The organism is Borreliella bissettiae DN127 (genome assembly GCF_000222305.1).
GTDB lineage: Bacteria > Spirochaetota > Spirochaetia > Borreliales > Borreliaceae > Borreliella > Borreliella carolinensis.
Genome location: NC_015909.1, coordinates 1 through 22,890, shown reverse-complemented (window position 1 = coordinate 22,890; position 22,890 = coordinate 1). Strand labels below are relative to the sequence as shown.

33 protein-coding genes and 1 pseudogene are annotated in these 22,890 nt (G+C 29.6%); 1 reads left to right on the top strand and 33 read right to left on the bottom strand.

Features of this window, described 5'->3' with window-relative positions:
• Positions 1-363 precede the first annotated feature (363 nt).
• Genes bdr (BBIDN127_RS05155) through BBIDN127_RS05135 form a run of 5 tightly spaced genes read right to left on the bottom strand, consistent with a single transcriptional unit; the run spans position 364 to position 3,954 of the window.
• Positions 364-957, bottom strand: coding sequence for a Bdr family repetitive protein (gene bdr / locus BBIDN127_RS05155; RefSeq protein ID WP_014017720.1), 594 nt, complete (start codon positions 955-957; stop codon positions 364-366).
• Between the two features lie 13 nt (positions 958-970).
• Positions 971-1,495: a chromosome replication/partitioning protein gene (locus BBIDN127_RS05150; protein WP_014017719.1), complete on the bottom strand. Its 525-nt coding sequence runs from the start codon at positions 1,493-1,495 to the stop codon at positions 971-973.
• 59 nt (positions 1,496-1,554) lie between these two features.
• Positions 1,555-2,328 carry a ParA family protein gene (locus BBIDN127_RS05145; RefSeq protein WP_014017718.1) on the bottom strand — a complete coding sequence of 258 codons (774 nt, stop codon included), beginning with the start codon at positions 2,326-2,328 and terminating at the stop codon, positions 1,555-1,557.
• Positions 2,304-2,870 carry a DUF226 domain-containing protein gene (locus tag BBIDN127_RS05140; RefSeq protein ID WP_010257938.1) on the bottom strand — a complete coding sequence of 189 codons (567 nt, stop codon included), beginning with the start codon at positions 2,868-2,870 and terminating at the stop codon, positions 2,304-2,306. Before BBIDN127_RS05140 ends, BBIDN127_RS05145 begins: the two co-directional genes overlap by 25 nt.
• Before the next feature lie 10 nt (positions 2,871-2,880).
• Positions 2,881-3,954, bottom strand: a complete 1,074-nt coding sequence (locus tag BBIDN127_RS05135; RefSeq protein WP_014017717.1) for a plasmid maintenance protein — start codon at positions 3,952-3,954, stop codon at positions 2,881-2,883.
• 380 nt (positions 3,955-4,334) lie between these two features.
• Between BBIDN127_RS05135 and BBIDN127_RS05130 the strand changes: the two genes are divergently transcribed.
• Entirely contained in the window at positions 4,335-5,348 is a 1,014-nt protein-coding gene (locus tag BBIDN127_RS05130; RefSeq protein ID WP_014017715.1) for an ERF family protein, read from the top strand.
• A gap of 36 nt (positions 5,349-5,384) precedes the next feature.
• On the opposite strand, the gene BBIDN127_RS05125 is transcribed toward BBIDN127_RS05130, so the two are convergent.
• The 28 genes and pseudogenes from BBIDN127_RS05125 to BBIDN127_RS04990 all read right to left on the bottom strand — a co-directional run bounded on the left by BBIDN127_RS05125 (position 5,385) and on the right by BBIDN127_RS04990 (position 22,825).
• On the bottom strand, positions 5,385-5,831 hold the full coding sequence (locus BBIDN127_RS05125; RefSeq protein ID WP_014017714.1) for an Mlp family lipoprotein: 447 nt from the start codon (positions 5,829-5,831) through the stop codon (positions 5,385-5,387).
• Positions 5,832-5,936: 105 nt separating this feature from the next.
• A complete protein-coding gene (gene bdr / locus BBIDN127_RS05120) occupies positions 5,937-6,383 on the bottom strand; it encodes a Bdr family repetitive protein (RefSeq protein ID WP_014017713.1) in 447 nt (148 codons plus the stop codon).
• A gap of 104 nt (positions 6,384-6,487) precedes the next feature.
• Complete coding sequence (locus tag BBIDN127_RS05115; protein WP_014017712.1) at positions 6,488-6,841, bottom strand: BBA14 family lipoprotein; 354 nt, start codon at positions 6,839-6,841, stop codon at positions 6,488-6,490.
• Positions 6,834-7,169: a BlyB family putative holin accessory protein gene (locus BBIDN127_RS05110; protein WP_014017461.1), complete on the bottom strand. Its 336-nt coding sequence runs from the start codon at positions 7,167-7,169 to the stop codon at positions 6,834-6,836. The genes BBIDN127_RS05115 and BBIDN127_RS05110 overlap by 8 nt, the downstream gene beginning before the upstream one ends.
• Positions 7,159-7,506, bottom strand: a complete 348-nt coding sequence (locus BBIDN127_RS05105) for a BlyB family putative holin accessory protein (protein ID WP_014017711.1) — start codon at positions 7,504-7,506, stop codon at positions 7,159-7,161. The genes BBIDN127_RS05110 and BBIDN127_RS05105 overlap by 11 nt, the downstream gene beginning before the upstream one ends.
• Before the next feature lie 3 nt (positions 7,507-7,509).
• Positions 7,510-7,713: a holin BlyA gene (gene blyA, locus BBIDN127_RS05100; protein WP_002658481.1), complete on the bottom strand. Its 204-nt coding sequence runs from the start codon at positions 7,711-7,713 to the stop codon at positions 7,510-7,512.
• A gap of 77 nt (positions 7,714-7,790) precedes the next feature.
• Positions 7,791-8,618: a DUF685 domain-containing protein gene (locus BBIDN127_RS05095; RefSeq protein WP_014017710.1), complete on the bottom strand. Its 828-nt coding sequence runs from the start codon at positions 8,616-8,618 to the stop codon at positions 7,791-7,793.
• Between the two features lie 9 nt (positions 8,619-8,627).
• Complete coding sequence (locus tag BBIDN127_RS05090; RefSeq protein ID WP_014017458.1) at positions 8,628-9,233, bottom strand: DUF735 family protein; 606 nt, start codon at positions 9,231-9,233, stop codon at positions 8,628-8,630.
• A 5-nt stretch (positions 9,234-9,238) separates the two neighbouring features.
• Positions 9,239-10,117, bottom strand: a complete 879-nt coding sequence (locus tag BBIDN127_RS05085; RefSeq protein WP_014017709.1) for a DUF276 domain-containing protein — start codon at positions 10,115-10,117, stop codon at positions 9,239-9,241.
• The gene (locus BBIDN127_RS05080; RefSeq protein ID WP_012665001.1) at positions 10,114-10,446 is read right to left on the bottom strand and encodes a DUF2634 domain-containing protein; all 333 of its coding nucleotides are present in this window, start codon (positions 10,444-10,446) and stop codon (positions 10,114-10,116) included. Before BBIDN127_RS05080 ends, BBIDN127_RS05085 begins: the two co-directional genes overlap by 4 nt.
• A gap of 29 nt (positions 10,447-10,475) precedes the next feature.
• On the bottom strand, positions 10,476-11,030 hold the full coding sequence (locus BBIDN127_RS05075; RefSeq protein ID WP_014017533.1) for a DUF777 family protein: 555 nt from the start codon (positions 11,028-11,030) through the stop codon (positions 10,476-10,478).
• A 13-nt stretch (positions 11,031-11,043) separates the two neighbouring features.
• Entirely contained in the window at positions 11,044-11,994 is a 951-nt protein-coding gene (locus BBIDN127_RS05070) for a DUF693 family protein (RefSeq protein WP_014017532.1), read from the bottom strand.
• A 3-nt stretch (positions 11,995-11,997) separates the two neighbouring features.
• The gene (locus BBIDN127_RS05065; protein ID WP_014017531.1) at positions 11,998-12,606 is read right to left on the bottom strand and encodes a DUF792 family protein; all 609 of its coding nucleotides are present in this window, start codon (positions 12,604-12,606) and stop codon (positions 11,998-12,000) included.
• Positions 12,607-12,637: 31 nt separating this feature from the next.
• A complete protein-coding gene (locus tag BBIDN127_RS05060) occupies positions 12,638-13,921 on the bottom strand; it encodes a DUF759 family protein (protein ID WP_014017708.1) in 1,284 nt (427 codons plus the stop codon).
• 7 nt (positions 13,922-13,928) lie between these two features.
• On the bottom strand, positions 13,929-14,165 hold the full coding sequence (locus BBIDN127_RS05055; protein WP_014017529.1) for a DUF1322 family protein: 237 nt from the start codon (positions 14,163-14,165) through the stop codon (positions 13,929-13,931).
• Positions 14,162-14,617 (bottom strand): DUF1473 family protein, encoded by a 456-nt coding sequence (locus tag BBIDN127_RS05050; RefSeq protein ID WP_014017451.1) that lies wholly within the window; start codon positions 14,615-14,617, stop codon positions 14,162-14,164. The genes BBIDN127_RS05055 and BBIDN127_RS05050 overlap by 4 nt, the downstream gene beginning before the upstream one ends.
• A gap of 15 nt (positions 14,618-14,632) precedes the next feature.
• Entirely contained in the window at positions 14,633-15,061 is a 429-nt protein-coding gene (locus BBIDN127_RS05045; RefSeq protein WP_014017707.1) for a DUF1463 domain-containing protein, read from the bottom strand.
• 13 nt (positions 15,062-15,074) lie between these two features.
• Entirely contained in the window at positions 15,075-16,187 is a 1,113-nt protein-coding gene (locus tag BBIDN127_RS05040) for a DUF787 family protein (protein ID WP_014017528.1), read from the bottom strand.
• Entirely contained in the window at positions 16,168-16,737 is a 570-nt protein-coding gene (locus BBIDN127_RS05035) for a DUF764 family protein (RefSeq protein WP_014017706.1), read from the bottom strand. Before BBIDN127_RS05035 ends, BBIDN127_RS05040 begins: the two co-directional genes overlap by 20 nt.
• Positions 16,734-17,123 (bottom strand): hypothetical protein, encoded by a 390-nt coding sequence (locus BBIDN127_RS05030; protein ID WP_014017705.1) that lies wholly within the window; start codon positions 17,121-17,123, stop codon positions 16,734-16,736. Before BBIDN127_RS05030 ends, BBIDN127_RS05035 begins: the two co-directional genes overlap by 4 nt.
• Positions 17,111-17,494, bottom strand: coding sequence for a DUF1506 family protein (locus BBIDN127_RS05025; protein ID WP_014017674.1), 384 nt, complete (start codon positions 17,492-17,494; stop codon positions 17,111-17,113). Before BBIDN127_RS05025 ends, BBIDN127_RS05030 begins: the two co-directional genes overlap by 13 nt.
• On the bottom strand, positions 17,494-17,949 hold the full coding sequence (locus BBIDN127_RS05020; protein ID WP_014017488.1) for a DUF3890 domain-containing protein: 456 nt from the start codon (positions 17,947-17,949) through the stop codon (positions 17,494-17,496). Before BBIDN127_RS05020 ends, BBIDN127_RS05025 begins: the two co-directional genes overlap by 1 nt.
• Positions 17,950-17,968: 19 nt before the next feature.
• Positions 17,969-18,928 (bottom strand): hypothetical protein, encoded by a 960-nt coding sequence (locus BBIDN127_RS05015; protein WP_014017444.1) that lies wholly within the window; start codon positions 18,926-18,928, stop codon positions 17,969-17,971.
• 21 nt (positions 18,929-18,949) lie between these two features.
• A pseudogene (locus BBIDN127_RS05010) lies at positions 18,950-19,520 on the bottom strand (DUF228 domain-containing protein).
• 29 nt (positions 19,521-19,549) lie between these two features.
• Positions 19,550-20,317 carry a DUF228 domain-containing protein gene (locus BBIDN127_RS05005; protein WP_014017704.1) on the bottom strand — a complete coding sequence of 256 codons (768 nt, stop codon included), beginning with the start codon at positions 20,315-20,317 and terminating at the stop codon, positions 19,550-19,552.
• A gap of 6 nt (positions 20,318-20,323) precedes the next feature.
• The gene (locus tag BBIDN127_RS05000; protein ID WP_014017703.1) at positions 20,324-20,881 is read right to left on the bottom strand and encodes a DUF228 domain-containing protein; all 558 of its coding nucleotides are present in this window, start codon (positions 20,879-20,881) and stop codon (positions 20,324-20,326) included.
• An 11-nt stretch (positions 20,882-20,892) separates the two neighbouring features.
• Complete coding sequence (locus BBIDN127_RS04995; RefSeq protein ID WP_014017484.1) at positions 20,893-21,585, bottom strand: DUF1357 family protein; 693 nt, start codon at positions 21,583-21,585, stop codon at positions 20,893-20,895.
• Between the two features lie 16 nt (positions 21,586-21,601).
• On the bottom strand, positions 21,602-22,825 hold the full coding sequence (locus BBIDN127_RS04990) for a phage portal protein (RefSeq protein WP_014017702.1): 1,224 nt from the start codon (positions 22,823-22,825) through the stop codon (positions 21,602-21,604).
• Positions 22,826-22,890: the final 65 nt, after the last annotated feature.

Sequence of the window (22,890 nt, the reverse complement as noted above, 5' to 3'; positions counted from 1 at the left end):
CTTAGCTAAACCCAACTTAATTGGATTGTTTTGATAGCAATACACTTTTTTAGCTATTCACATACATATATATAACAAAAACTATTTTTGCCAACTTTTTTATAAAAATTACTATAATAAATATAAGCTTTATTAAATTCTCTTGTTAAAGAATTTAATAAAGCTAGGGTTTAGCCGAATTCACTTATTAAAAATTATTTTAAAAAGCTTTTCAACAATTGAATTGATTCTAATTTATAATTAAAATCAATTTGTATTTGTTAAAATAAAAGAACCTATTTAAATTCTCTTGTTTAAAAATTCAAATAAGTTCTACTTTAAATCTATATACTAACTTATTACTTTATAAAATTTTAATCATTCTTAATTTAAAAGATACTTATTGAATATAGAATAGATAATTGGAGCAAGCGTTATTCCCATTATTAGAATTACTTGTATTGTTCTATTACTTGCATTAAGTTCGTTTTTCAAGCTAGATATATCCTTTTGTAAGGTTTTTTCTACACTATCTATTTTGGCATTAAGTTCGTTTTTTACGCTATCTATTTTAGAATTAAGTTCGTTTTTTACACTATCTATTTTAGAATTAAGTTCGTTTTTTACACTATCTATTTTAGTATCTAAACTGGATATATCTTTTTGCAAAGTTTTTTCTACATTATCTATTTTGGTATCTAAACTATCTATTTTAGCATTTAAACTTTTTTCTACATTATCTATCTTGGTATTTACACCATCTATCTTAACATAAATACCATCTATATCTTTTTGAAAATTCTTTTCTAAATTAATTATTTGTTGTTCTAAAGAATTCATTTTCTCTTTTAAAACTTCAAAGTTGTAATTGTCGTTCTGAAGTAAAACAAAATCTATCGCCTCTTCACTAAACCCTTTATTTAAAAATTCTAACCTTACATTTTCTATTTTAAGAGCATTGTAAGCTAAATTACTCATAAAATCCCCTTTATTATCCTTTTAATTCTTTATATTTTTTTAAAAGTTTATTAAGAAAATCTTTTTGATTTTCGAAAATCTCATCCATCATAAAACTTGTAAATTTAGCATGCTTTTTATAAAAATCATAGCTTTCTTGTTTTTTAAGCTGAAATCTTAGGGGTTTTATCCAATTTTGTTTGGATTTCTTTATTGTTACGCTTTCTTTATTTCTTAATACAAAAAGAGTTTGTCTAAATCCATTTTGTACTAAAAATTCTTCCTCTATTATCCCCTCTTCTATAGCATTAGCAATTCTTAGATAATCATAGGCTTGAGTTTTTGCCAATTTATAGTCTTTTGTAAAATCTTCAAAACTTTTATATCCATCTAATTTATAATATTCATTATCTTTAATCTCTTTCAAGATTTTCATTGTCTCTAATCTAGAACAAATTTCAGATTTAACGTTTATAGTTAATTGAGATTTTAAAGATTTATACCTAACCATAACATCATTATCAGCAGATAAATTTCTTTTATTTAATTGTATATTCATATATAAATCACCTCACATTTTTTCCGGCACCGGAATTTTTTTCCTACAAAAAATACCCTTTATATGCTCCATCCAAAAGATGGAGTAACTTGCATCTTATTTAAAAAACATTCAAGAATTTTTTTATACTCACACACATAATCTTTATCTAAATCAAATTTATCATTTTCTGCTATTCTCCTATTTAAATCCTCTCTTTCAGATATAATCCCTAAATAATCATCTCTTAGCTGTAAAATGTCCAGCAGTTGTTTGTGAGTATTATTTTTTTTAAATCGTGTTACTAATACAAAAATAGGAGCATTTGTTCCTATTTTTTTTGAATAAAACTCTAAAAGATCCAAACTTTCAACTGCCCATTTTTCAGCAGTTATGGGGACTAAAACATATTGACTACTTACCAAAGCGTTTGTCAAAGCGAAGTCTAAACTTGGTGGAGTATCTATTATTATATAATCATAATTGTCTTGTATAGATTCTAATTTCTTTTTTAGTCTTAATTCTTTAAATGGAATTGCTTCTTGATTAAATTTATGCAAACTTAAATAGCTGGGTATTAGATCTAAATTGTTATCAATATTGATAATCACATCTCTTATTTCTAAAGCACCTTCTTTTAATATTTCATATATATTAAAATTTTCCAAATTAACATTTTTATTTTGTATATTATTAAAATAAAAACTGGTTATTGATGCTTGCGTATCTATATCTATCAAAAGAATCTTTTTTGATTTTGATAAAAGAGTGGCAAGAATTATTGAAGTTGTGCTTTTCCCTACACCACCTTTAAGGCTGGCAATTGTTATTATTTTAGGTTTTTTATTATCCATTTGATTAACGGTCCTTGCTCTGGGTATTTTTTCCCATAAAATTTATATACTTGTTGTTCTAAATCCGTAAACATACTAAATAAAACTTTGTTGTAGTGATTATTTGTTCTTTTTTTATCTAATAAACGATATAATCCCTTGAAATAGCAAAAAACACTTCCGGCTTTAAATCTAAATTCCATATAATATGCTCTTGCTAATGCATATGCTTTTCTAGTTCCGTTTATTTGATATTTTATTAATGGTTTTTTAATTGGTTTTCTATACCCATAAAAAATACCAATAAACTTGTCTCCTTCTTTAATTGGATACAAGTGAGTTTCTTCAACAATTCTTTCTCCATTAAATAAAGCCCTCAATGATAATCTAAATTCGTGTTTTTTCTCATAAACTCCAAATTTGTAAATGTCCATCATTATTTTTGTATGGTACATTGCTTTCCCATTTTCTTTTTCAATTAAAATAAAGCGTTCTTTATTTTGGCATTCAACTTTACATTTGCCTTTTTTTACAGTTTCAATAGGTTCGGGTGCATTTTCCATATTTAAATCCTCATACAGCCTTTATGTTAAATTCTTCTACAATTAAAGAATTTTTTTCATTTTTTATTAGTTCTAATAATTCAAGATAATATGTACCAAATACTTTATTGTATTCTATTTTCTTTTGTTTATTCAAATATTCTTTGATAATGGGCTTTAGAATTTCAATATTTGTTTCTTTTTTTAGTTGTTCAATAAGGATATTGAAAATGTTTGCCTTTAAATTTTGATAATTTTGTTGAGAATTTTGTTTTTTTCTTTCAATCGACTTTTCCAATCTGCGTTTTATGTTATTTAAATCGCTATATTTGTGATTTTCAATAATAAAATGGGGCTTAAATTTGTAATTTTCGTATACTTTTTGTAAATTTATTTTTAATTGTTCCGAATTATATCCATTCTGTTCGAATTCTTTCTGAGTGTTATTTAGAATGTTCTTTAGTGTGTTTTGCTTTTCTTTCATACAAGATTTTTTTATATTGAATTTTTTTATTAGGGCAATTTCATTTTGTTTTAAGATATTCATTGCTTCAATCTTCGTATTTTTATCAGCATTTAAATTCAAAATAGAAAGAGCTTCTTCCGTTTTAAAGTTACAATTATTGAAATAATTTCTTAGTTGATATTTCTCTTTTTGATTATTTTTATTATTTATACACTCCACTGAATTTACACTACCATTTATAGAAATATTGTCTTTAAAATGGTTATTAACTCTAGATTTAAATCTAGAGTTTTTTCGTTCTTTAAAGTACTTGTTGATTTTCTGGTAACATTCTTTTTTGGGATACTTTAGCTTATAGTAAATTTCAGTTCCACAATTTACACCCATGTGTTGGTAGTAGTTAGTTGTAACTTTTAGTACTTTTTCTAATTTATAAAGATAATTTTGCATTGTTCTTAAAGTAGTGGGAGCCAAACCATTTCTTTTTAGATTTTCATTAAAGTAATAGAGTATGTTTTGTTGTGTGTATTTTTTATCTTTTTTGTTTAGGAAATCTAGTGTTGAAGTAAGAGATATTAATTTGTGTTGGTGTTTGTTGTGACAAGTGGGATTTTTTGTTTTATTTGGAAAATCTTTCATTTTCTTTCTCCATTATTGATATTTATACTTACTATTATAATGCAAGATTTTGATTTAAAAGTAAATTCTTTTCAAGAAAAAATATTAAATTTTAATTATTAATTTTGTTAAATTAATATACTTTTTGTAATTTAGTAAAAATACAAATTGATTTTAATTTTAAGTTGAATTATACTACAAATAGCGTAGTAAAATGTTTTCATTTTTTCTACCATTATTGAAATTTGAAAAAATCATAGTGGGAGCTTAACTAAGTTCTTTAGTAAAAGGATTTAGCTAAGTCCCACTTCTTTTTTTTGTAAAATTTTTTGTAAAAAAGTTGGCAAAAATAGTTTTTGCTATATATTTATTTTTATAAATATCAATAATGGAGGAAAAAGATGGAAAATCTTTCAAACAAAAATAACCCACAAAGTAATATTCAAGCAAAAATAAGCTTCAGAAGAGATATGAAAACCCTAAAAATGAATTTACCAGGGATTGATAAAAGTCTTAAAGGATATGGATACAAATATCAGAATTTCAATGAAATAGTAGAAGAAATTGAAAACGTTATTGAAAAGCACAATTTGGAGCTTGATTTTGAGCAATATCCAATATCTAAATTTGTAGATGGACAAAAGGAGCATGTTATTAGGACCACATTTTACAGTACAAGCACTGGATATGAATTTTCTTTTGATACACCAATGCTTACAGAAAACTTACAATGGAACAGTGAAAGTGGGTCTAAAAATGTTGTAAATACAGTACCACAACTGGTTGGATCAGCTATTACTTATTTCAAAAGGTATGCTTTAGTAGCATGTCTTCATATAAAAAGTGAAGTTGATACTGATGCAGCTCCTATTTACAATAACCATGAAAACGTAAATTCTATGCCTAGCAAACAAGTTAGTGTTAATCAAAAGCAAGAACAAAAAAGAGAACAAAAACAAGAGATTAATCAAATTCAAAAAAATAACACTATTCAAAACCAGAAAAGAGACATTAAGCAAGAACAAAAAAAAGATAGGCTTTATTATTACGGTGTTTTTAAAGAAGCATTGTCTAATATAAAAGATTGGGTAAATAGCCCTACAATAAAAGATAATATAAATTCAATTATTCAAAAAATAAGCTTTATTCAGAATATAGACCCCAATAATTTTGATGATATCAAGAAAATTGAATCTGATTTAATCTCGTATTTTGAGAAAAATAGTGATTTTAAGAGTGTAAACTATTGGGCGGAGATTATAAAAAACTATTTCAAGAAAAATAATAGATTAAAGGATTTACAAGATTTTGAAAAGTTTATGGCGTTTAAGCGAACTGCTTATGGCCCTAGCCCATTAATATTCTTTAGTGTCTTAAAAGAATATGAACGGTTTGATGAGATATTTGCAGCATAGCAAGATTAATGCCCCCTATTTGGGGGCTACTCTATGTTAGGAATTGTCAGTACCACATGTACTATCTATTTCGCTTGTAAAATTATCTATGCCGCTTTTAATACCTTCTTTAACTAAAGTTTTGAAAGTAGTTTTTTGTTCATTAGCCTTATCTCCAGTACAACTATCCAGTTCACTTTTTATATGATCAAGTGCTAATTTTATTTTGTCTTTATCATATCCTAAGAATTTATCAAATTCTCCATCATTACCCAGAGCCTCTTTTAACCAGTCAAGCTGTGTTTTTTGATCATCAGATAGCTTTTCTCTAAGTAGTTCTTCTTTAGATTTAGGTTTTTCTTGTGTTGCTTCTTTTTGGGTTAAATCACGCTTTCCCCTGCTTTTTGTTTGTTGGGCATTGTTTTTTAAAGTGTCATTATCATTAGAATTACAGCCGTTTAGCATTAGTAAAAATAAACAAAATAATATGTTGATGATTTTCATTGTTACTCCTTTCTTTATTATTAATATTCACTTAACTAAGTATTAATACTAAATATTGGATAAACAATTATTATTTGAATTGATATGTTTTAAGTGAGGTGGTAGCTATTTAGAAATGAAAGCAAATATTAGCCCCGCTATCATTGTGATAGACATTGCTCCCATAATTCCCAATACCCATTTAAGCATTTCTGTAAGAGACATTAAATTCTTTTCTATATTATCTATTTTAGCAGTAAGTTCATTTTTAACACTATCTATTTTTAGATTTAAATTCTTTTCTACATTATCTATTTTAGTATTAAGTTCGCTTTTAACAGCATCAATCTTAACATTTAAATTCTTTTCTACAGTATCTATTTTAGAAACAAGATTATCAAATTTAATATCAAATTGTTTTTCTAAATTTTCTAAATCTCTATATGTAAGCTCATTGTGATAATATCTTTTAGATAAATCTTGTGCTATTAGTTGTTCCATACCCAGTCTAAGAAATTCTTTATATATTTGTTCTTGACTTACACCAGCAATATTTGTTGACACTGTTTCCATGAAATTTTCCTTTATAGTCATATTATACACTATTTTAGATTGATTGGCCTTAGAGATTTTTATATGTAAAGTAGAATTTCTTGCAAGAAAAACCTTTTTGTAATTTACATTTTTAATTGGGAATATTGATTATATACTTTTTCCGCTATTGGTTTTGTTTTTTTAATGTACTCTAAATATATCTTAATATTATGTTTTACTGCAGTTATGGAGTGTTCGTCTTTTAGTGTTGATAAGTCTGGATAAGGATATTCTGGATAATTTGGATCATTAACTTTAACTTTTGTTTTAGCTAAAAATGTTACAAGATACATAACATATTCTGAAAGTTGTGTTTCATATTTAGCTAAAGAGTTTAGTGTTTGAATAAGTGGAGGTTTTGGTTCTTCTGGTAGGCTAGCAATAGTAGTACAACATAACAACAAAACAATTAGTAGAGAATGCAATTTTTTAAGCATTTTCACTCCTTTTAAGCATTTTGATGTATTCTTTCATAATTTTGTTACGTGTTGCTTTAAGTGAAGTAATAATTTTTTTATTTTTGTCGGCAGAGATAGCCTCTATTATCTCAATATTGTATTTTAAAATATCTTTTATTTCTTCAAATATTTTCATTGACTCAGCTGTTTCCATAGATTTTAGTGTGCTTATATATGTTTTGTAGAAAAAATCTATTACTTTACTAAAAGTATTAATGTAATTATGATCTATGTTTGTATCAGTTTTAGCTATGTTAGTTAAGCTGGATAGTAAATTAAGCCCCAAACCAATAGTGTTATTTTGCATTATTTGTTCTTTCCTTATAGATAGGTATTCCTTCTTGATTGAATTTTAGATCATTAGATATTTTGAGATTTTTTTCATCAGAATTAACCAAATCAATAACCGTATTGATTTTTGCATTTAATGGAGCGAGTGCCGCATTTATTGCTGGGGTTAATGCACTCTCAAGTCTTTCCATATTTGCTGTATAGATTAATTTATAATGAGAATACAGCTCATAAACCAAAAAGAATCCTTTATGTGCAATTTCATCAAATTCGTCTTCAAATTTAGAAAATATATCAATAAGGGTTGATAAAGACGTAAGTCCAAGCTCAACATTATCTTTGGATAATTTCATAATTTAATCTCTTTTTTTAATGTGATTTTTGCCATTACCATTGCCATTCTTAAAAATCTTGCCTATTACAATAGTCAATATGTCTTTTAATAAAGGCTTAAGAAGAATTAACACTCCCAGAACCAGCACGGTTACAAAAATCATTACGGCTATAAGTTTAATTTCGTTTAAATTGATAAGAAGTTCTGTTAATTTAATAGTATCCATTTTTTCAATCCTCGATTTTAATTTTTTATTTTTATACGTATATTATATACCAAAACCATAATTTTTGCTAAAAAAGTTTATGCTTTTAAAAGATCCGGGACCGGATTTCCTGATATGTATGTTCTTTTTTGGACATACCAGCCTTTATATATTGGGAATTTAACAGATAGTCCAAAGGAGCCTGAATACCTATAAACCATATTTACTTGACTTTCGTCGGAATACCTTAGATATAATGTTTTACCTAGAATACTATCACTATTTCCAAGGCTTATATCAAGCTCAATATCAAGGTAAATGAGGTCATTGTCGTAATTTTTAAAAAAAATAAGGGTTATACTGCTATTTTTATCGTATTGCAAAGAAGCAGTTAGCGATTTATTTTCGTAGTCAGAAGGATAAAGCGTAGCTCCGGAAGTTATGCCGCCATAAGTAAAATTAGATGGTATTCCTAGTAATTGTTTGGGAACGGGTGTTTTTTGAATACTGCTTGAAGACATTATCAAAAGATCATCACTTCTAGATAAAGTGGCTGATGATATGCTATCTGTAAGACGAGATTTAATTTTACTAAAAAGATTTGAAAGTTTACTAGATTCATTCTCAATTAGCTTGTCAACGATTAAATCGTAAATGCTTTTTATAAAATCTTTATCAGCTGCAAGCTCTTCGGCAATTGTAGACTTAATTATCTGCTTAAAATAGTCTAATCCTTCTCCTTTAAATATTTTGTCTTTAGAAGCATCTAAAAAATCTTTATAGGTAATAGCGTTACTGCTTGCAACCCCATCATCAAGTAGTAAAAGAAAATTGTTTTTTACTTCATCAACCTTTAGTCTATTTAAATCTTTTATTTGAACCGTTTCTTCTTCATCAATTAGCAATTTATCTTGATCATCGGCCATAAAACCTCCTTAGTTGTTAAAAGTTATAATATTGTTACCATCTTTATTATTAATTTTGAGAACTCTACCAATAGGAATAATTCTCTTTATAAAAGCATAAATTGAATGATCATAGCCCTTAGGAAGCGAATTAAATACTAAAGCCTTTTTAGATGCAGCATATCCCGGTTTCTTTTCTCTAATTAGAATCTTTTTAAGTCGTTTTCCTTTCTTAGTACTAGGGGAAATAAATGTAGTAAAGTTTGTTTTTATTACCCCTTTTAAAGAGATATCAATAACCCCAGATTCAGGAGTAGTAACTTCAATGTCCACATTTAAAAAGGCCTTAAAAATCAGTCTAAACGACTCATCAGTACCAATATGACGTAAAGCAAAAATAACACTATTAATATTGCTTGTAATACTTTGTAAAGTTTGAGTTTTTGCATAAAAGATAGATAAAACTTGAGATATCCATATTGCAATATATCTTGATTTTATATTTTCTATTACATTAATGGATATGAAGTTGGAATTAAGAGATTTGAGTTCATTAAGCAATGCTTGTGCGTATTCTGTTTCTGTGCGTATAAGTTTATGAATTTCGGTATTTTTGAAAAAATTAGGTATTTTCATGTTTGTTAACTATCAATGTCAATGAGCAATCTATCTGTAGTATTGAAAAGTAGCATTGTATCATCATTAATAGCAATATCTTGATTTTTATTAAAGTCGCTATCAGTAATTTTTGAAATACTTTCGGTGTCTGTATCTTTAATACAAGTGCTTATTTCCATAAACTTAATTCCTTTAACTTCATTAACTGGAGCAAAAAAGTCTTGATATTCAAAGCTAATTCCCATATCAGAATAGTTATTTGAAATAATCCTAGAATATATGTCCCTAATTTGAGAGTCTATGTTTAAGTAGAGATAGTTTTTAAGGTCAAGTTTATACTTTACTTTCAGATAAACATATTTTCTTTTCCCTAGCGATATTTTGTAGGATTTACGTTGTCCAGTTGAATTGAGTCCATCAATTTCTATATCTCCTTCAAGTAAAGTCCCACTAGGCGTTGTTAGATATAATGTTTCCCAAAGTTTTGCTTTAAATTCGGGGTTGTTAATATTAGCTTTACTAGCGTCTAGCAAATCTTCTTTTAGAATTAGGTATATATTGGCTTTTCCAGCTGAACTTTTAATATTAGTATGCTCTACCCCATTAAGATTAAGTAAAGCGTTTCTAACAGCACTGTAAGTTGTGCTTTTAGAAGAAATGTGTTCTTCAATAGCAGCCCAATAAGTACCACCCGGTTTCATTTTAGAAAAAAAGAGATTAAGCTCATTAATTATTTCTTCTTCAATTAATGCTAAAGAAGATGCAATAATGTTGTAAATCGAGCTATTACTATCATCAATGTTAATTCCATAATTTATTCGCAAGTATTCTCTTTTGGCTCGTAATATATCCTTAATTGTACGCTTTAGAATGCCAAAATCAGAATCAAAAACAATACTCATAAATTAAACTCCATATTCAAAACATCGCCTGAGAAAAAAAAGGATATATGCACTTTGTTGTCTTGAATAATAGTAGAAATGTTTATTAAATCTAAGTTAAGTTCTTTAGATATTTCGTGAAAATAATTTTTTACAGCGTGAAGATTATTAATTTTTAACAGTTTTAAAAGTAAGAAGTAGTCCAGTCCCCAATTAGGAGCATAGCTTAAACTCCCCCTTAAGGTTTTTAAAAATATAAACAATTTTTGTTTTTGTTCTTCAATTCCATCAACAAGTGATAAATCGTTATTAAATACCAATTCAAAATTATTGCCCAATCTTAAATCCATACTATTAATTATACCATAATTAGCAAAAATTACTTGAACAAACTGTTAATATCAGAATTAATTTTAGTGGTTGCTATTTTTAGACTGACTGGTTCAATTACTGGGCCTTCTTTTGTGGTTACGACTTTTATACCCTCAATAGCACTTACAATGCTCTTTAGAATTGATTTTAAGGATGTTATTTCGTTAGCTATTTCAATTTTATTGTTTGCTTTAATTTTAACAGTATCAGAGATTAGATTTAATGTTTTTGGGTTAATTGCACTAAGTATATAAAAATGATGTTTGTCAAAGTGAATATCGTCATTTTTATCAAAAATATTAACGCTTGATTGAAGTAGTAGAACGCAATCACCTTTTGATAGTTCTAAACTGATATTAGAGATATTTTTTGTGTGAATCTCTAAATCTTCAAATTCGGGTATTGTAACAATAGCTTCTTGAGTGTGTTGTTTAAACTCCTTTACAGTACCAATTTTAATTATAAAAATGTTTGAATAAATCCAATTTTTAACGTCCTCTTGTGTCAATGTATTTCCATAAATACGCTGGCCCATTCTGTAAATTGCATAGTCAATATCCATTCTAACTCCTTTATTACGCAGGCATCGGTGCAAAATTAGAGACGTCATATAACTTAAGTGTTAATGAACAATCCCCTGTGTTACTAAGTCTTGCACTTGTTTCTAATATAGTGTTTTTGACAACTTTTCCCAACCCATCCCTAAAAGAAACTTTATCACCAACTCTTAGCTTATGTGTGAAAAATATTTGAGCGTTCCAATATATACGCCTTATCTTGAATTCAGGATCGATATCACTTTCTTGTTGTGGTATAAATTCAAGACCATAATCTTCTAATGCTTCGTAGTGAATATTTTTCCCCACTTGTTTGTAATTAATAAATATAAAATTGCATTCAATTTGAAAATTGTGATAGCCAACATCAGTTATTACGTTATCTACGTAGTTTCCTTTTTTTATTTTCTCAATAAACTCTTTTGGTGTTGCAGCATAAAAATTTTTGTCAATAATTTTAAGACGATCTTCTTTGTCCATATTAATAATATTGCGATTAGGAAATACAGATTCTATTGCCTCTTGCACCGTCTTGCCCTTGAAATTTTTGTTCTCTAATTTTCGATTAAAGAAATTGCTTTTAGTTAATAGACGAACTTCGAGCTCTACACTAAAATCCCCACCGGGATAATCAGTACTCATGGGGGGTTCTAAAGTGCCTGCCATTATGAAATCAAAATTTTTTTCATGAGCAAATTTCTTATAATATATTTTTACTATATCTCCCACTTTAATGTCGTCGGTGAAATCTAAAGGAAGATTCCAAAGTACAACTTTTGCTTGTTTGGAACTTATAGTATTTAATTCTGATGAAAACCTATTAGATATAGTAATATCAACATGAATTCCATCCTGTGTATTGATTATAATTTTAGGAATTTCTTCCGGAAAAGGAGTTCCATCAATTGATTTTTTTGATGTATCTACATTGTAAAATTCAATTTTAAAATCATATTGTAGTAGCAACATTTTTTATCCTTTATATTTTTCCAATGCAAATGTTTTTACTATTTCAATTGATAGACTAACTTCAACCTCATCAATGAAAGGAGTGTCTTTAAACGAAAGACTCGTAATTACAGCTAATTCTTTAAGGCCAAAAGTCGGACTGTATATACTAAAAGGAACTTGAGCTTGTATTCTATTGGCTAGTTGTTCTTTTACAAGATGAGCGTCAAAACGTAGCAGAGTGTTGCCAAAAACAGTCATTTTGAGTAGAGAAAGCATATCCTTATATAAGGATGTGAGTATCCCACCGTTTAATGATATATGTTCACCAGTCATTATTGGATTGTAGCTGACATATTCCGCTTTTCTATCATAATAATTGATAACTGATCTTTTAGAACAACTAGTATTGTAAGTGCGTGATATTAGCTGGGTCTTTGGTTTTATAAAAAACAATTGTGGTACATATCCAAAGCCTTTTAAATCCATTCTTGGAAATAACACTAAAAAGTTGTCTGCACCAAAAAGAGCAAATATTTGGGTTGTTACATCTCTTACTATATGAGTAATCTCCATGATTTTTTTCTTAGTTTCAATATCATTATTGTTAGCAATTTTTTTGTTAATTTTCATAAGAATTCTCTTTTTATCTAATTTTTCTCAATCAACCTAATCCAAGGAAATATAGTATTTTTTTCACAAACGAGCTATTAACAATGTAATTATATAAATCTTTAAATGGCTGAAGTATAGGATCTATAATAGCTGAAACAATGTTGCTTATAAGTCCAGTAAAGCCTTCTTTATTATATGTATTGATCAATGACTTGACCCATTCAATAACTTCTGAAGCCCCTTGAAGCACTGGCTGCATGCCCGCAGCAGTCACATCCATAAGGGATTGTTCAAGGTTGATCAAATTGCTATCAATCTTTTCCTTCTCTCCGGCAAATTCAGTAAGTTTAAAAGATTGGAAATCCGCAGCCACTTTTTGTAATTCAGTAAGTCTAAATCCAAAATCTTTGTACATAGCGGCTTTTTGAAAGTTATCTTTGGCCGCTTGTTTATATTTCCAGCCGATTTTTGTGCCTACCATAATCTTATAAAGCATGTCCCCATTTCCTCTAAGATAATCATCAATAGCTGCTGCAGCCTCTTGCATGCTTGCCTGACCGCTAGATACAAGCTCGGCCATAAAATTTCCCGTATTTATCAAATTAGTTTCATTTAACTTATCCATTTCTGTTAGAGTGCCCTTGACTAGAGTAAAATGACGCAAAAGTTCTTCTTTTTCTAAGTCACGCTCAAATCCTTTCTTTCCCTGAAAGATACCCTTAATTTTTTCTTCTTCATCTCCCATAAGTATTTTTCGTTGTCGTGTTGAATAAAATGCAGTACTGAGTTTTTGAGCTTTTTCTTTTTTAGAAATTGCTTCAACCGATTTTTTAATCCAACCAAACGCAAATCCAAAAATTCCGCCTCCCACTCTACTCACAGCATTGCCAATGACATTTCCCAGGGCACTACCTATTGCAATTTTGGCAACAAATCCTTTTCCTTGAGAGGCTGCTAGCATTTTGCTTTTTGCTTTTGATTCTTTTGCAAGTTCTTTATATTCAAGGCGTCTTTTGTCTCTATCAGACATTAAAGATCTTTTGAAGGCTTCTTTTCTTGCTTTTTCAAACCCCATGCCCTGTTTCATAAGCTTTTTAGTTTGTGTAAGTCTATATTTCTCAACACGCTCTCTTAAGCTTTCAAATTTAGATTGTCTGCTTAATTCTTTTTTCTTGTCCGACAAATTATTTTTTACAATATCTTTAGTACTCCCCAAACTAGATTTTTTAGGTTTGAGATATTTTTCCATTTTGGAAATATCTTGTTCGATAGCCTTTTTTGTTGCAGCATGATCAAGAATACCCTTAAATTTAATGGTGAATTTGTCGCTCACTAAACCCTCACTTGCCTAAAATTAACTCATACAATTCTTTTTCTAATTTAATATCGGCAAGTCTATTGACCTCTAAAAGCTCATCATAGGGCAATTTTTTAACCGAGTCGTATGAGCAAATATTCATAATTACTGGAAAATAATATTTATCGTTTCTTATCTCGTCAAGCAAGTTAAAATACTTTTTTCTAGTCTCATTAATACTTGCAATAGCTTTATCAATGTCTTTATTTCTTTTGCTCATTTAGCAACCAGTTCATTAGAATTTGATGTAATTGATGAAAGCGAAGTGGCTACTTTTTCATAATCAAAATTTTCATTGATATAATCAAAAGTAACGAAATCACCAACATTATTTTCATACTCACTCAAATATACTAAAGCGGGTTTTTTTAGATCATTGTCTAAATGAAAAGTATTAAATTGTGCAGTGTAAATTATTGCAACAAGATAGTCCTTATAATAGGAAATAAATTCTCTATTTTGATCCAAAATCAGATAGAATTCGTCTAAAAATGTTGGACTTATCATTAAGCTTGTGATTTGCCTTAAGTATTTAACCTCATTAAGTTTTAAAATAGCGTCGCTTTGATTAAATCCCAGTACACTATCCCATTCATAGACCGGTAATACTTTTAGGGGATATTCATAAGTTTTATTTTTAGTTAAAATTTTCATTTTATATCTCATTATCATAATAAGACTCTCCTTTTAAGATTTGTTTGGGTGGGTTTTTTGACAATTAATAGCCCTAATTTCAAAAGATACTTTTTCAGCTTCTGCAGAATAACTTCTTGACGGTTCTTCAGTAAAAATTGCATAGTTAGAAATAATTTTGGTAGCAATTCTATCATTGAATGCTAAATCAAGCATTTTATCCTCTTTTCTCACGTCCATGTTGTGAAACTGTTCATCAGAAAGTTCAGTTAACAATCTATAGTCATGACTACCTAGTGTTACTTCAATGTTAAAAACATAAGTTATCGTTTTAGGATCTCTTAAGCTTATTACAGGCATACCTTTATCTTCACTACTAATCACTGCTCTTGTTGTGGGTTCGCTTGTAAGCTCCAGCTTGCCACTATGTAGCTGTGTGCCACCAATTGAAAAATAAACTTCTCTTAAATCATAAAATTGCATAATTTTACACTCCTTATACGCTTAAACTATTTTGATAATCAACTATATCTTGAGTAGTAATTACTAAAGTAACAGCATTAATGCTAAAGTTATAAGTAATATTCACACTAAGTTCTAATTTAAGTTGTGGTGTAGGAGAAAGAGTAAGTCTTAAATTTTTGTACTCTATTATAAGCCCTCTATCGATAAACCGTTTAAGTAGGCATTCAATTGCTGAAGTATATGCATTGTCTCTAGCCCCACTAAGCTGCAGTGCTGATAATTTGCTATTTTGTCTATTGTTTTTGTTCCAAATTCTGATAAGCTCAATAATTGCTTCATTTTTTATGTAATGATAAGTAAAAAGCTCATCTATTGAACTTCCAGCAAGATCAACACCTTCTTTAAAAGCAGGCATACCATCAAGACCAGTTTCATTAAGAAGTGAATAAAAGTTAATTTTTGCAGTTCGTAACTTTCCAATTACAGTGTCGTCAACAAGCGGTGTAGCAGCCAGTGGCATACCATAAGGATTAACAGCGTGAAAAATGCTTGCTTGATGTAAATACTGACTTATAAATTTAAGGTGTAAATTGTCTTTATTATTGCTGTAAATAGCAATATTTCTTTCTTTTTCAGTATTGCCTTTATCTTTAAATAGTTCTTTTATTTCTTGTTCTTTAGTTGAGAATACAAAAAAAGTTGAAGGCATTTTGAATTTATTATAGTCATCTTTGTAAATTTTAAGTCCATCATCCGAATCATCCCCTTCAGTGTTGATAAGTACAACAAAAGTGTGCCTATGTATTTTAAGATAATTTTTTAGCTCTTCAGGCTTATCCTTATAAATGAAAAGATCGGTTGATTTTAATGATTCTTCGCTTGAATTGAAAAAATTTGACATTGCAGTTTTTAACAGTGTTTTTTCTTTTCCAAACTGATCTTGTCCATTTCCATTGTCTTTTTCCAAAGTTTCAATTTGTTTTTCATAATTATTAACGGTTAAATTCAATGTTATAAAGTTGGCAGCATCTTTATTAACTTTGATTTTAGCTGTTTTGTAAACCAAAAGTGGATTGTAATAATTGGGCCTGCTAGTCTGAATCCTAGAATCAAGCAAACTTACACTAATTGTATCTTGCGGCAATTTTGTATTCCTCCTTTAAAATTTCAATTGCTTTTACACTAGCATTGAATGCTACAGATGCACTGTATGCATGATTGCTATAATTTGTGCCTAAATTAATAAGCCCAACTGTTTGCATGTTAGATATTGGATAAATGTAAAGGTTAATTTTTCTAATATATTCGGGTTGAGACTGACTTTCTAAAGTATACTTATGGACTTTATTGTGTAGAAAGTTGCTAAGCATACTATAAAGCACTAACATACGTGAATTAGCGTCAAAATCTTGAGCGTTTAACACTATCGCAATAATATATATTTGAAAATTTATACTAAATTCCAAAGCATTTTCATAAAATGCACCGGCTCTAGAATTATGATCAAATAGATGTTCTGTACCATCAAATTTCAATGCTATTATATTTGAGCTAGCAGCTGTGATTTTTGAAAGGTACGGGTGATTGTAAGTATTTATGATATCGCACTCAAAATTATTTTCAGTTGCATACGCCTTAAAACCCTTAAATATTTGGGTTAAATGATTTAATACCATATCTAAAGTTAAAATCATTCAAGTGTTACCTTATAAGTAATCTCTGATAACATTTTGGCTGTATCAACAAGTGGAATTGCTGCAGTGTTACTGCCTCTTTTATGCTTGCTTTTAATTGTATTAGCCTTTAAGGCTGGAGTGACTTGTGTTGATAATAGATAATTTTCATAGTACCTTATAAAAGCTTGTCCAATAGCTTCCATTCCCGATTTAGGGTCAAGATTAAACTTAGAATTTATATAACTATTATTGATATATTCTCTAAACTCAGAACTACTAGCAATTTTGGTTAAATGTTTTCTTGCTGGTAAATTGCTGCTCCCTTTTTCATGCATTCTAGCAATTCCTGCACGACCACCAAACCACCCAATTTCCAATTCCATTTTAAATTCTAGCCTGTCCATATAAATTCCTTTAAAACCAAAGTAAAATATCCGATTGAAGAGTCAATACTAAATATTTCAAAGTAAACTAAATCTGCAATTGATATTCGGTCTTTAAGCTCAAAGTTAAGGTCTTGGTATGTGTAAAGTTTAGAATACCCTTGAATATCAGACATATCAGAATCATAAAGCATTGCAAGTTCTTGTGGCCTTATGTCAATAATAACTCCTGCAAATTCAGTGTACTTATTTTTATCAAATACTCGCTGATAAGAGGAGTCATTCTCAAGCTTTACAACAGTGCCTTTATAAAACTTTAGAGGTTTAGGATCCTTAAATACGTTGATCATACGGAAAGACATATCTGAAAGTCTTTTTCTAACACCATTCATTAGACAACCCCCACACAAGATGGCGTTGAAGTTTCTCTTTTTAGTTTTTCTAAAAATGCATCGAGTTGTGAACAAAAATTCTTATTTGATCCACAACCCCCCTCACCACCTTCTTCGCTCCCACTATTGCTAGGATAATAATCAAGTTCAAGTTCATTGAATTTTTCTTTTTTGATCCTATCAAATTCAAATTCTCGAACTACCCCTTGTTTTCTTAATTGACAACCCATGTGGTAGAAAGTAAGTAAAAATATTTGTTCATATGTCAGTGAACTAGCATCAATACCACGTGTTACTAGAATAGCTTGAAGTAGGGATAAATGAAGTAGAAAATTTTGCTTGCTTAGTGCAAATTGGTCTATCCCTAATAGCAATAACACTTCTGAATGGAGTTTTGTTACTAAAAGTTCTTCTTCTCCCTCGGCTTGTGCTTGTAAGTTTCCTTGTTCACTCATTTTCACTTACCTTATACTTTTAACTTTGCTTTATGTTAACTTGCAAAATAGTTTTTCTAGTAGCAAGTAGACCGCCCAAAACAAAATCAATGTATGAATGAGCAATATCAGTTGAGTCTTTGTCAACTTGTTCATTTGGTGTAGGTAGCATATACTTACTAGGTTTGAATTTAATAAGTTCTGAATTTAGTGGATAAATGAGTATTTTATGTTTTAGCAAGTTTGAAGTCTCAATATAAACATCTTCTCTATTATTAATAGCCTTAATAGTTTGAATCAAAACATCTTCCCATTTTTCACTGCTACTTGCTACACCCTGTGCTGCTGCGTATGGTTTTACAAGTTTAAGTGAAGTTGCGGGATCAACTATTACCATCATAGGTGTGGAAAATTCGTCTCCTAGTTCTAACTTTGAAAGTCCCTGTTCAATCTTTTCAAAGATTTTATCCATTTTATCTTTATCACCACTAGCAACTTCTTCTTTTATCTGCTCCGGCATATTAAGTAGTCCATACATATTCGGAAGTAGACGTTTTTGATTTTTCCCATCTTTTTGAATCGAAACAGTACCTGTTAGTACAAAGTGATTGATAAGCTTAATAATTTCACTACTTGCAAGCTTATAAGCTTGTGCAAAAGGAAGTAAATTATTATTAATGTCCCCAATATATGAGTCTGAAGTATAAAATTTCTCAGAAGCTTGTTTTAAATGTCTGAATTTATACTGTAATTTTAAATAATTAAGTCTTACCACCTCAGAACTAAAACCAATAGTTGAGATAGTATTAACCTCATTGGCAATTGTTGTAGGATTAGCATTTAGAAACGCGTCCCATTTTACGGTTTTTTGATATCCCATTTGTAGATCAACATCTTCAATTTGATCCGGCGAAAACCATTTATACATAATAGGATCTTTAACTTCTCCTATGATATTTGCCACGGCTTTTGCATAATAATTTTCATCAAATAATTCCATATTAAATCCTCCTAAATATTATTAATTTCTACTCATAGCTTTATTTCCAAATACTGCTACTTTTACCAAATAAACTTCATTGCTAATTTGCTTTGCATCAGATAATGCTGTTGCATTAATAGTTGCTTTATTTGGTGTTCCAGTAACCTTTTCAAGAGCACCGTCTTTATTAAAAACAAGTTTGTCTTTTGTTTTAACCGTAGAATCTTTTGCTACTAAGTAGCCCTCAAAATTATTTGTAATTGGTACAATAGTAGCTGTTTTACTAAATTCATCTATATCAATACAGATTCCATACAAGTCTTCACCACCACCAGCCTCAACATGTGGTTCATAATGATTTTGATTATCTTGCGCCTCTTGAATAACTCTTTTCACTCCACGCTTGTATGGATACCCCAAAAATGGATGATTTTCTAATTTATCAAACCTACTAGTTCTAGTGCCTCCAGAAGCAAAAAATTAGGTTTTTGTCTCTAAATTCATTAGAATTGCTAAGCAAACTAGCGTCATGTTGGGGATTTTTCATAAACTTTTCGAGTTTACTTCTCTTCTCTTGATACTCTTTTACTAATTGTGTTGTATCTCCCATTTATTTACCTCCTTTTATTCGCTTAAGATTTAACCGCCATCAGGAATTACTATTTTCTCAAGGCTTCTATTGCCAAAAATTGCAACTTTTATCAAATTAATAGAATACTCTTGCCTAGGATATCTAGCTTGGTCTTGTGCCATATAATTCTCAGGCACAAAATTGATTGTAAATGAATCAGATAGAGCATATATGTTAATTGCGGTTGGTGGTCCACCACCAGCCTTGATAATAACCCCGTTATTATTTATGTCTAGTATTTCTCCTATTTTTATACTTGGATTTCTTGTGATAAGATACCCCTCAAAGTTATTCGTAATTGGCAATACATACGCGGTACAACTAAACTCACATACATCTACACATATCCCATACATATCAGTATCAGCTCCAACTTCTACATATATAGAGTTCTCTTTTGGAACAAGTTTAACGCCGCGTTTGTATGGAAAACTATTCGCTGGATCGTAAAGGTATTCTTCTATTTTGTCTGTATAACTTGAACATGCAAATGAATATGCATCAACTCGCTCATTCTTGGATTTAAAACAGCTACTTGAACTGCTAAAAACCTTATTTTCAATTGAGCTCATAGATTTTACATATTTCTTGAATTTCAAAAGAATATCATCAAGTTCGTCAATTGACTCCAAATATGGATCTTTTGCTTGTGCATCCTCAGCCTGTCTTGCTTGCCGTTTGGCCCTAGGAGCAGCGGAAACTTGTGCCTCTAAACCTAACTGCAGGTTATCAACAGCGTCAAGATTTTCAACTTGCTCGTTACCTTTTAAAGCCATAATTTATTACCCTTTAATCGCTCTATTCCCAAATACACTGGCAAGCACTATAAATAAATCTTCTGTCAATTTATGTGCCTTTGAAAGTGCTATTGCATTAACTGTCTTTTGAGCCCCCGTAGTTTTTTCAAGTTCTCCATGTTGGTTAAAGTTCAGTTTATCTCCTGGATTTACACTATTTTGTCCATCTTTCTTTAGTGTTAAATATCCAGTAAAGTTATTTGTAATTGGTATAACAGTTGCCATACCGCTAAATTCATCTATATCGGAGCACACTCCATATAAATCATCTCCACCACCAGCCTCAACTTCTAGCTCTGTTGTTCCATCACCAAAACTAAGTTTTACTCCTCGCTTATACGGATACCCTTTAACGGGGTAATTTTCTATTTTGTCCTTACTGCTAGTAGACACTCCACCAGAATTAGAAAAAATTAGATTTTGGTCTCTAAAATCAATAGAATTACTAAGCAGCCCCGCGTCTTGTTGGGGATTTTTCATTAATGCTTTAATTTCTGCAACTTTTTTATCAAACTCTTGTTTGATTTTCGTTATATCACTCATTAAAAACTCCTTTAAGCAATACTTGTTCTTTTATGTCTTTTTAGATTTTCATAAAATTGAATTCGTCTTTGCTTGTATGTATTACTTATTGCTTGTACAAATTCTGTAAAATTAATTGGCACAAAATTAGAATCAAGTAAACTTGCTCTTTCTTCTGATTTGGCAACAATATTGCCCTTAATAGCGTCAACAGAAGAAGAATTGCTACTCGCATTTTTTCTTAATTTAATGTTCACTTTTGCTAAAGAAACAAGCTGTTCTAGTATCTCCCCATCGATATGACTTATATCTGACACTTTAGCAATAGCTTTAATTTGCTCAATTGGAACAAACTTGCGAACAAGTTCTCTACGTTGTGCTTGCATAATGTCTTTCAGTGTGTATCCCTTTGCAAGTAACACTTCCTTATTGAAATGGTTGCTAAGATGTGCTTTTGCAAGTGTATCAATTTCATTAATTCGCTCAGCCTCTAGTAACAATTGCTTTTCAACACGCTCCCGCTCTTCAACTTCTGCAAGTTCTTTTGTTATTCGCTCATTTATACTTAAATCTCTACTTGTCTCTTTGGATTTACTGGTTGCTTGTTCTTTAAAGTGCATGTACTCTTCAAATTCCTGTGCACTGATAACTTTAGTATCAGCCTTATTTTGCTGCTCCTCTTTATCTTGTGCCTGCAAGTTTTCTTTTTCTTCTTTCTCAATCACTTTTTAACTCCTTTTCTCAAAATGAGAATAATTTCTCTTTTAAAATCGCTAGCTCCTCATTATTAAAAGAACTACTCTGTATAAGCTGGTTATATTTGCTGTAAAGCTCAATTAGCTTTATATCTCTTTCCACTTTTTGTTCTTCACTTAACATAATCAGCGAATTAAACTTCATATCAAGCCCGAAATACTTTTTAAGCTTTAAGTTACAAGAGTTCTCAACTTGTTCTTGTACACCTTTTAGAAAATCGTAATAATTACTCCTATCACCTTTACCATCATTTCCTAGTCCTTTAGCCTGTTCATTAAAACTTCTAGTTAAGGGTTCTTTAGTATCAGCACCAATTTTTGCCTTAATCAACGCTAAAGCCTCCTTTAAGTAGCTAAGATCGTATTTAATAACCTCTAAACTAGCACTGGGGGTAGCTGTATAAAACATTCCCTCATTATTTAGATTGCTTTTTAGCCTGGCAAGTTCCTGTGATAATGAGTCATTAAGGTTTCTTAAATTAGAAATATCTTTACTATGATTGTTTGTATTTTGTTTTCTCAAAAAAGAAGATAAAATGCCACTTCCCCTATCATTATTGCTCTGAGTAAGTGCACTTAAAGAAGTTGTTGCACTAGAAAGTGCGTCTTGTAGTTGCACTAAAGATTCATCTTTGTAAAACAAAAAATTGTGGTTTTCAATACGCCTTTCTATTTCGACGTATATCTTTTCAAATAAATAAATATCTAGCAAAAAGCTTTCTGTATAACACGGAACATATCTTTTTAAGATATAATCAAAGTTCTCATATATGAGAAGTCGACTTTTATGTATTTTAACTGCATCTAAAGAATTGTTCTTATTGTTGGATTTTACTTTATAGGTTATATGATCAAAATCAACTCCCAAATCTCTTACATATTCATAATCAAGGTATTCAAAACCAATAGGTAATTCTATATTAACGGGTTGTTCGAGATCTATTAGGGTATCTTTGGTTTTTACTAAAACATAGCCAATACCATGAAAACGGTAGCTTATAATACAATTAAGCAGAGCATTCTTAAGCTGTACCTTTAACCTAGCAAGTTCAACATCGCTAACATTGTGGTCAGCACTCTCAAGAACAAGCCCGTTCTTGAGACAATCTTCTGCTACATTTTCTATATAATTTCTAAAAAATATTGAATATTTATATAGTTCTAGTGAACTTATTTTATCTATTAATTTTGTTTTTCTTAAATCACACACCGTTTTACTTCTCTTTATTAAATTAGATGTATGATAGCAAAAACTAATATTTTTGTCAATAAAAT

Bases quoted from the DNA above. Each gene is read 5' to 3' on its own strand.
- bdr (WP_014017720.1), bottom strand. From the start codon at position 957: ATGAGTAATTTAGCTTACAATGCTCTTAAAATAGAAAATGTAAGGTTA.
- BBIDN127_RS05150 (WP_014017719.1), bottom strand. From the start codon at position 1,495: ATGAATATACAATTAAATAAAAGAAATTTATCTGCTGATAATGATGTT.
- BBIDN127_RS05145 (WP_014017718.1), bottom strand. From the start codon at position 2,328: ATGGATAATAAAAAACCTAAAATAATAACAATTGCCAGCCTTAAAGGT.
- BBIDN127_RS05140 (WP_010257938.1), bottom strand. From the start codon at position 2,870: ATGGAAAATGCACCCGAACCTATTGAAACTGTAAAAAAAGGCAAATGT.
- BBIDN127_RS05135 (WP_014017717.1), bottom strand. From the start codon at position 3,954: ATGAAAGATTTTCCAAATAAAACAAAAAATCCCACTTGTCACAACAAA.
- BBIDN127_RS05130 (WP_014017715.1), top strand. From the start codon at position 4,335: ATGGAAAATCTTTCAAACAAAAATAACCCACAAAGTAATATTCAAGCA.
- BBIDN127_RS05125 (WP_014017714.1), bottom strand. From the start codon at position 5,831: ATGAAAATCATCAACATATTATTTTGTTTATTTTTACTAATGCTAAAC.
- bdr (WP_014017713.1), bottom strand. From the start codon at position 6,383: ATGGAAACAGTGTCAACAAATATTGCTGGTGTAAGTCAAGAACAAATA.
- BBIDN127_RS05115 (WP_014017712.1), bottom strand. From the start codon at position 6,841: ATGCTTAAAAAATTGCATTCTCTACTAATTGTTTTGTTGTTATGTTGT.
- BBIDN127_RS05110 (WP_014017461.1), bottom strand. From the start codon at position 7,169: ATGCAAAATAACACTATTGGTTTGGGGCTTAATTTACTATCCAGCTTA.
- BBIDN127_RS05105 (WP_014017711.1), bottom strand. From the start codon at position 7,506: ATGAAATTATCCAAAGATAATGTTGAGCTTGGACTTACGTCTTTATCA.
- blyA (WP_002658481.1), bottom strand. From the start codon at position 7,713: ATGGATACTATTAAATTAACAGAACTTCTTATCAATTTAAACGAAATT.
- BBIDN127_RS05095 (WP_014017710.1), bottom strand. From the start codon at position 8,618: ATGGCCGATGATCAAGATAAATTGCTAATTGATGAAGAAGAAACGGTT.
- BBIDN127_RS05090 (WP_014017458.1), bottom strand. From the start codon at position 9,233: ATGAAAATACCTAATTTTTTCAAAAATACCGAAATTCATAAACTTATA.
- BBIDN127_RS05085 (WP_014017709.1), bottom strand. From the start codon at position 10,117: ATGAGTATTGTTTTTGATTCTGATTTTGGCATTCTAAAGCGTACAATT.
- BBIDN127_RS05080 (WP_012665001.1), bottom strand. From the start codon at position 10,446: ATGGATTTAAGATTGGGCAATAATTTTGAATTGGTATTTAATAACGAT.
- BBIDN127_RS05075 (WP_014017533.1), bottom strand. From the start codon at position 11,030: ATGGATATTGACTATGCAATTTACAGAATGGGCCAGCGTATTTATGGA.
- BBIDN127_RS05070 (WP_014017532.1), bottom strand. From the start codon at position 11,994: ATGTTGCTACTACAATATGATTTTAAAATTGAATTTTACAATGTAGAT.
- BBIDN127_RS05065 (WP_014017531.1), bottom strand. From the start codon at position 12,606: ATGAAAATTAACAAAAAAATTGCTAACAATAATGATATTGAAACTAAG.
- BBIDN127_RS05055 (WP_014017529.1), bottom strand. From the start codon at position 14,165: ATGAGCAAAAGAAATAAAGACATTGATAAAGCTATTGCAAGTATTAAT.
- BBIDN127_RS05050 (WP_014017451.1), bottom strand. From the start codon at position 14,617: ATGATAATGAGATATAAAATGAAAATTTTAACTAAAAATAAAACTTAT.
- BBIDN127_RS05045 (WP_014017707.1), bottom strand. From the start codon at position 15,061: ATGCAATTTTATGATTTAAGAGAAGTTTATTTTTCAATTGGTGGCACA.
- BBIDN127_RS05035 (WP_014017706.1), bottom strand. From the start codon at position 16,737: ATGATTTTAACTTTAGATATGGTATTAAATCATTTAACCCAAATATTT.
- BBIDN127_RS05030 (WP_014017705.1), bottom strand. From the start codon at position 17,123: ATGGACAGGCTAGAATTTAAAATGGAATTGGAAATTGGGTGGTTTGGT.
- BBIDN127_RS05025 (WP_014017674.1), bottom strand. From the start codon at position 17,494: ATGAATGGTGTTAGAAAAAGACTTTCAGATATGTCTTTCCGTATGATC.
- BBIDN127_RS05020 (WP_014017488.1), bottom strand. From the start codon at position 17,949: ATGAGTGAACAAGGAAACTTACAAGCACAAGCCGAGGGAGAAGAAGAA.
- BBIDN127_RS05015 (WP_014017444.1), bottom strand. From the start codon at position 18,928: ATGGAATTATTTGATGAAAATTATTATGCAAAAGCCGTGGCAAATATC.
- BBIDN127_RS05005 (WP_014017704.1), bottom strand. From the start codon at position 20,317: ATGGCTTTAAAAGGTAACGAGCAAGTTGAAAATCTTGACGCTGTTGAT.
- BBIDN127_RS05000 (WP_014017703.1), bottom strand. From the start codon at position 20,881: ATGAGTGATATAACGAAAATCAAACAAGAGTTTGATAAAAAAGTTGCA.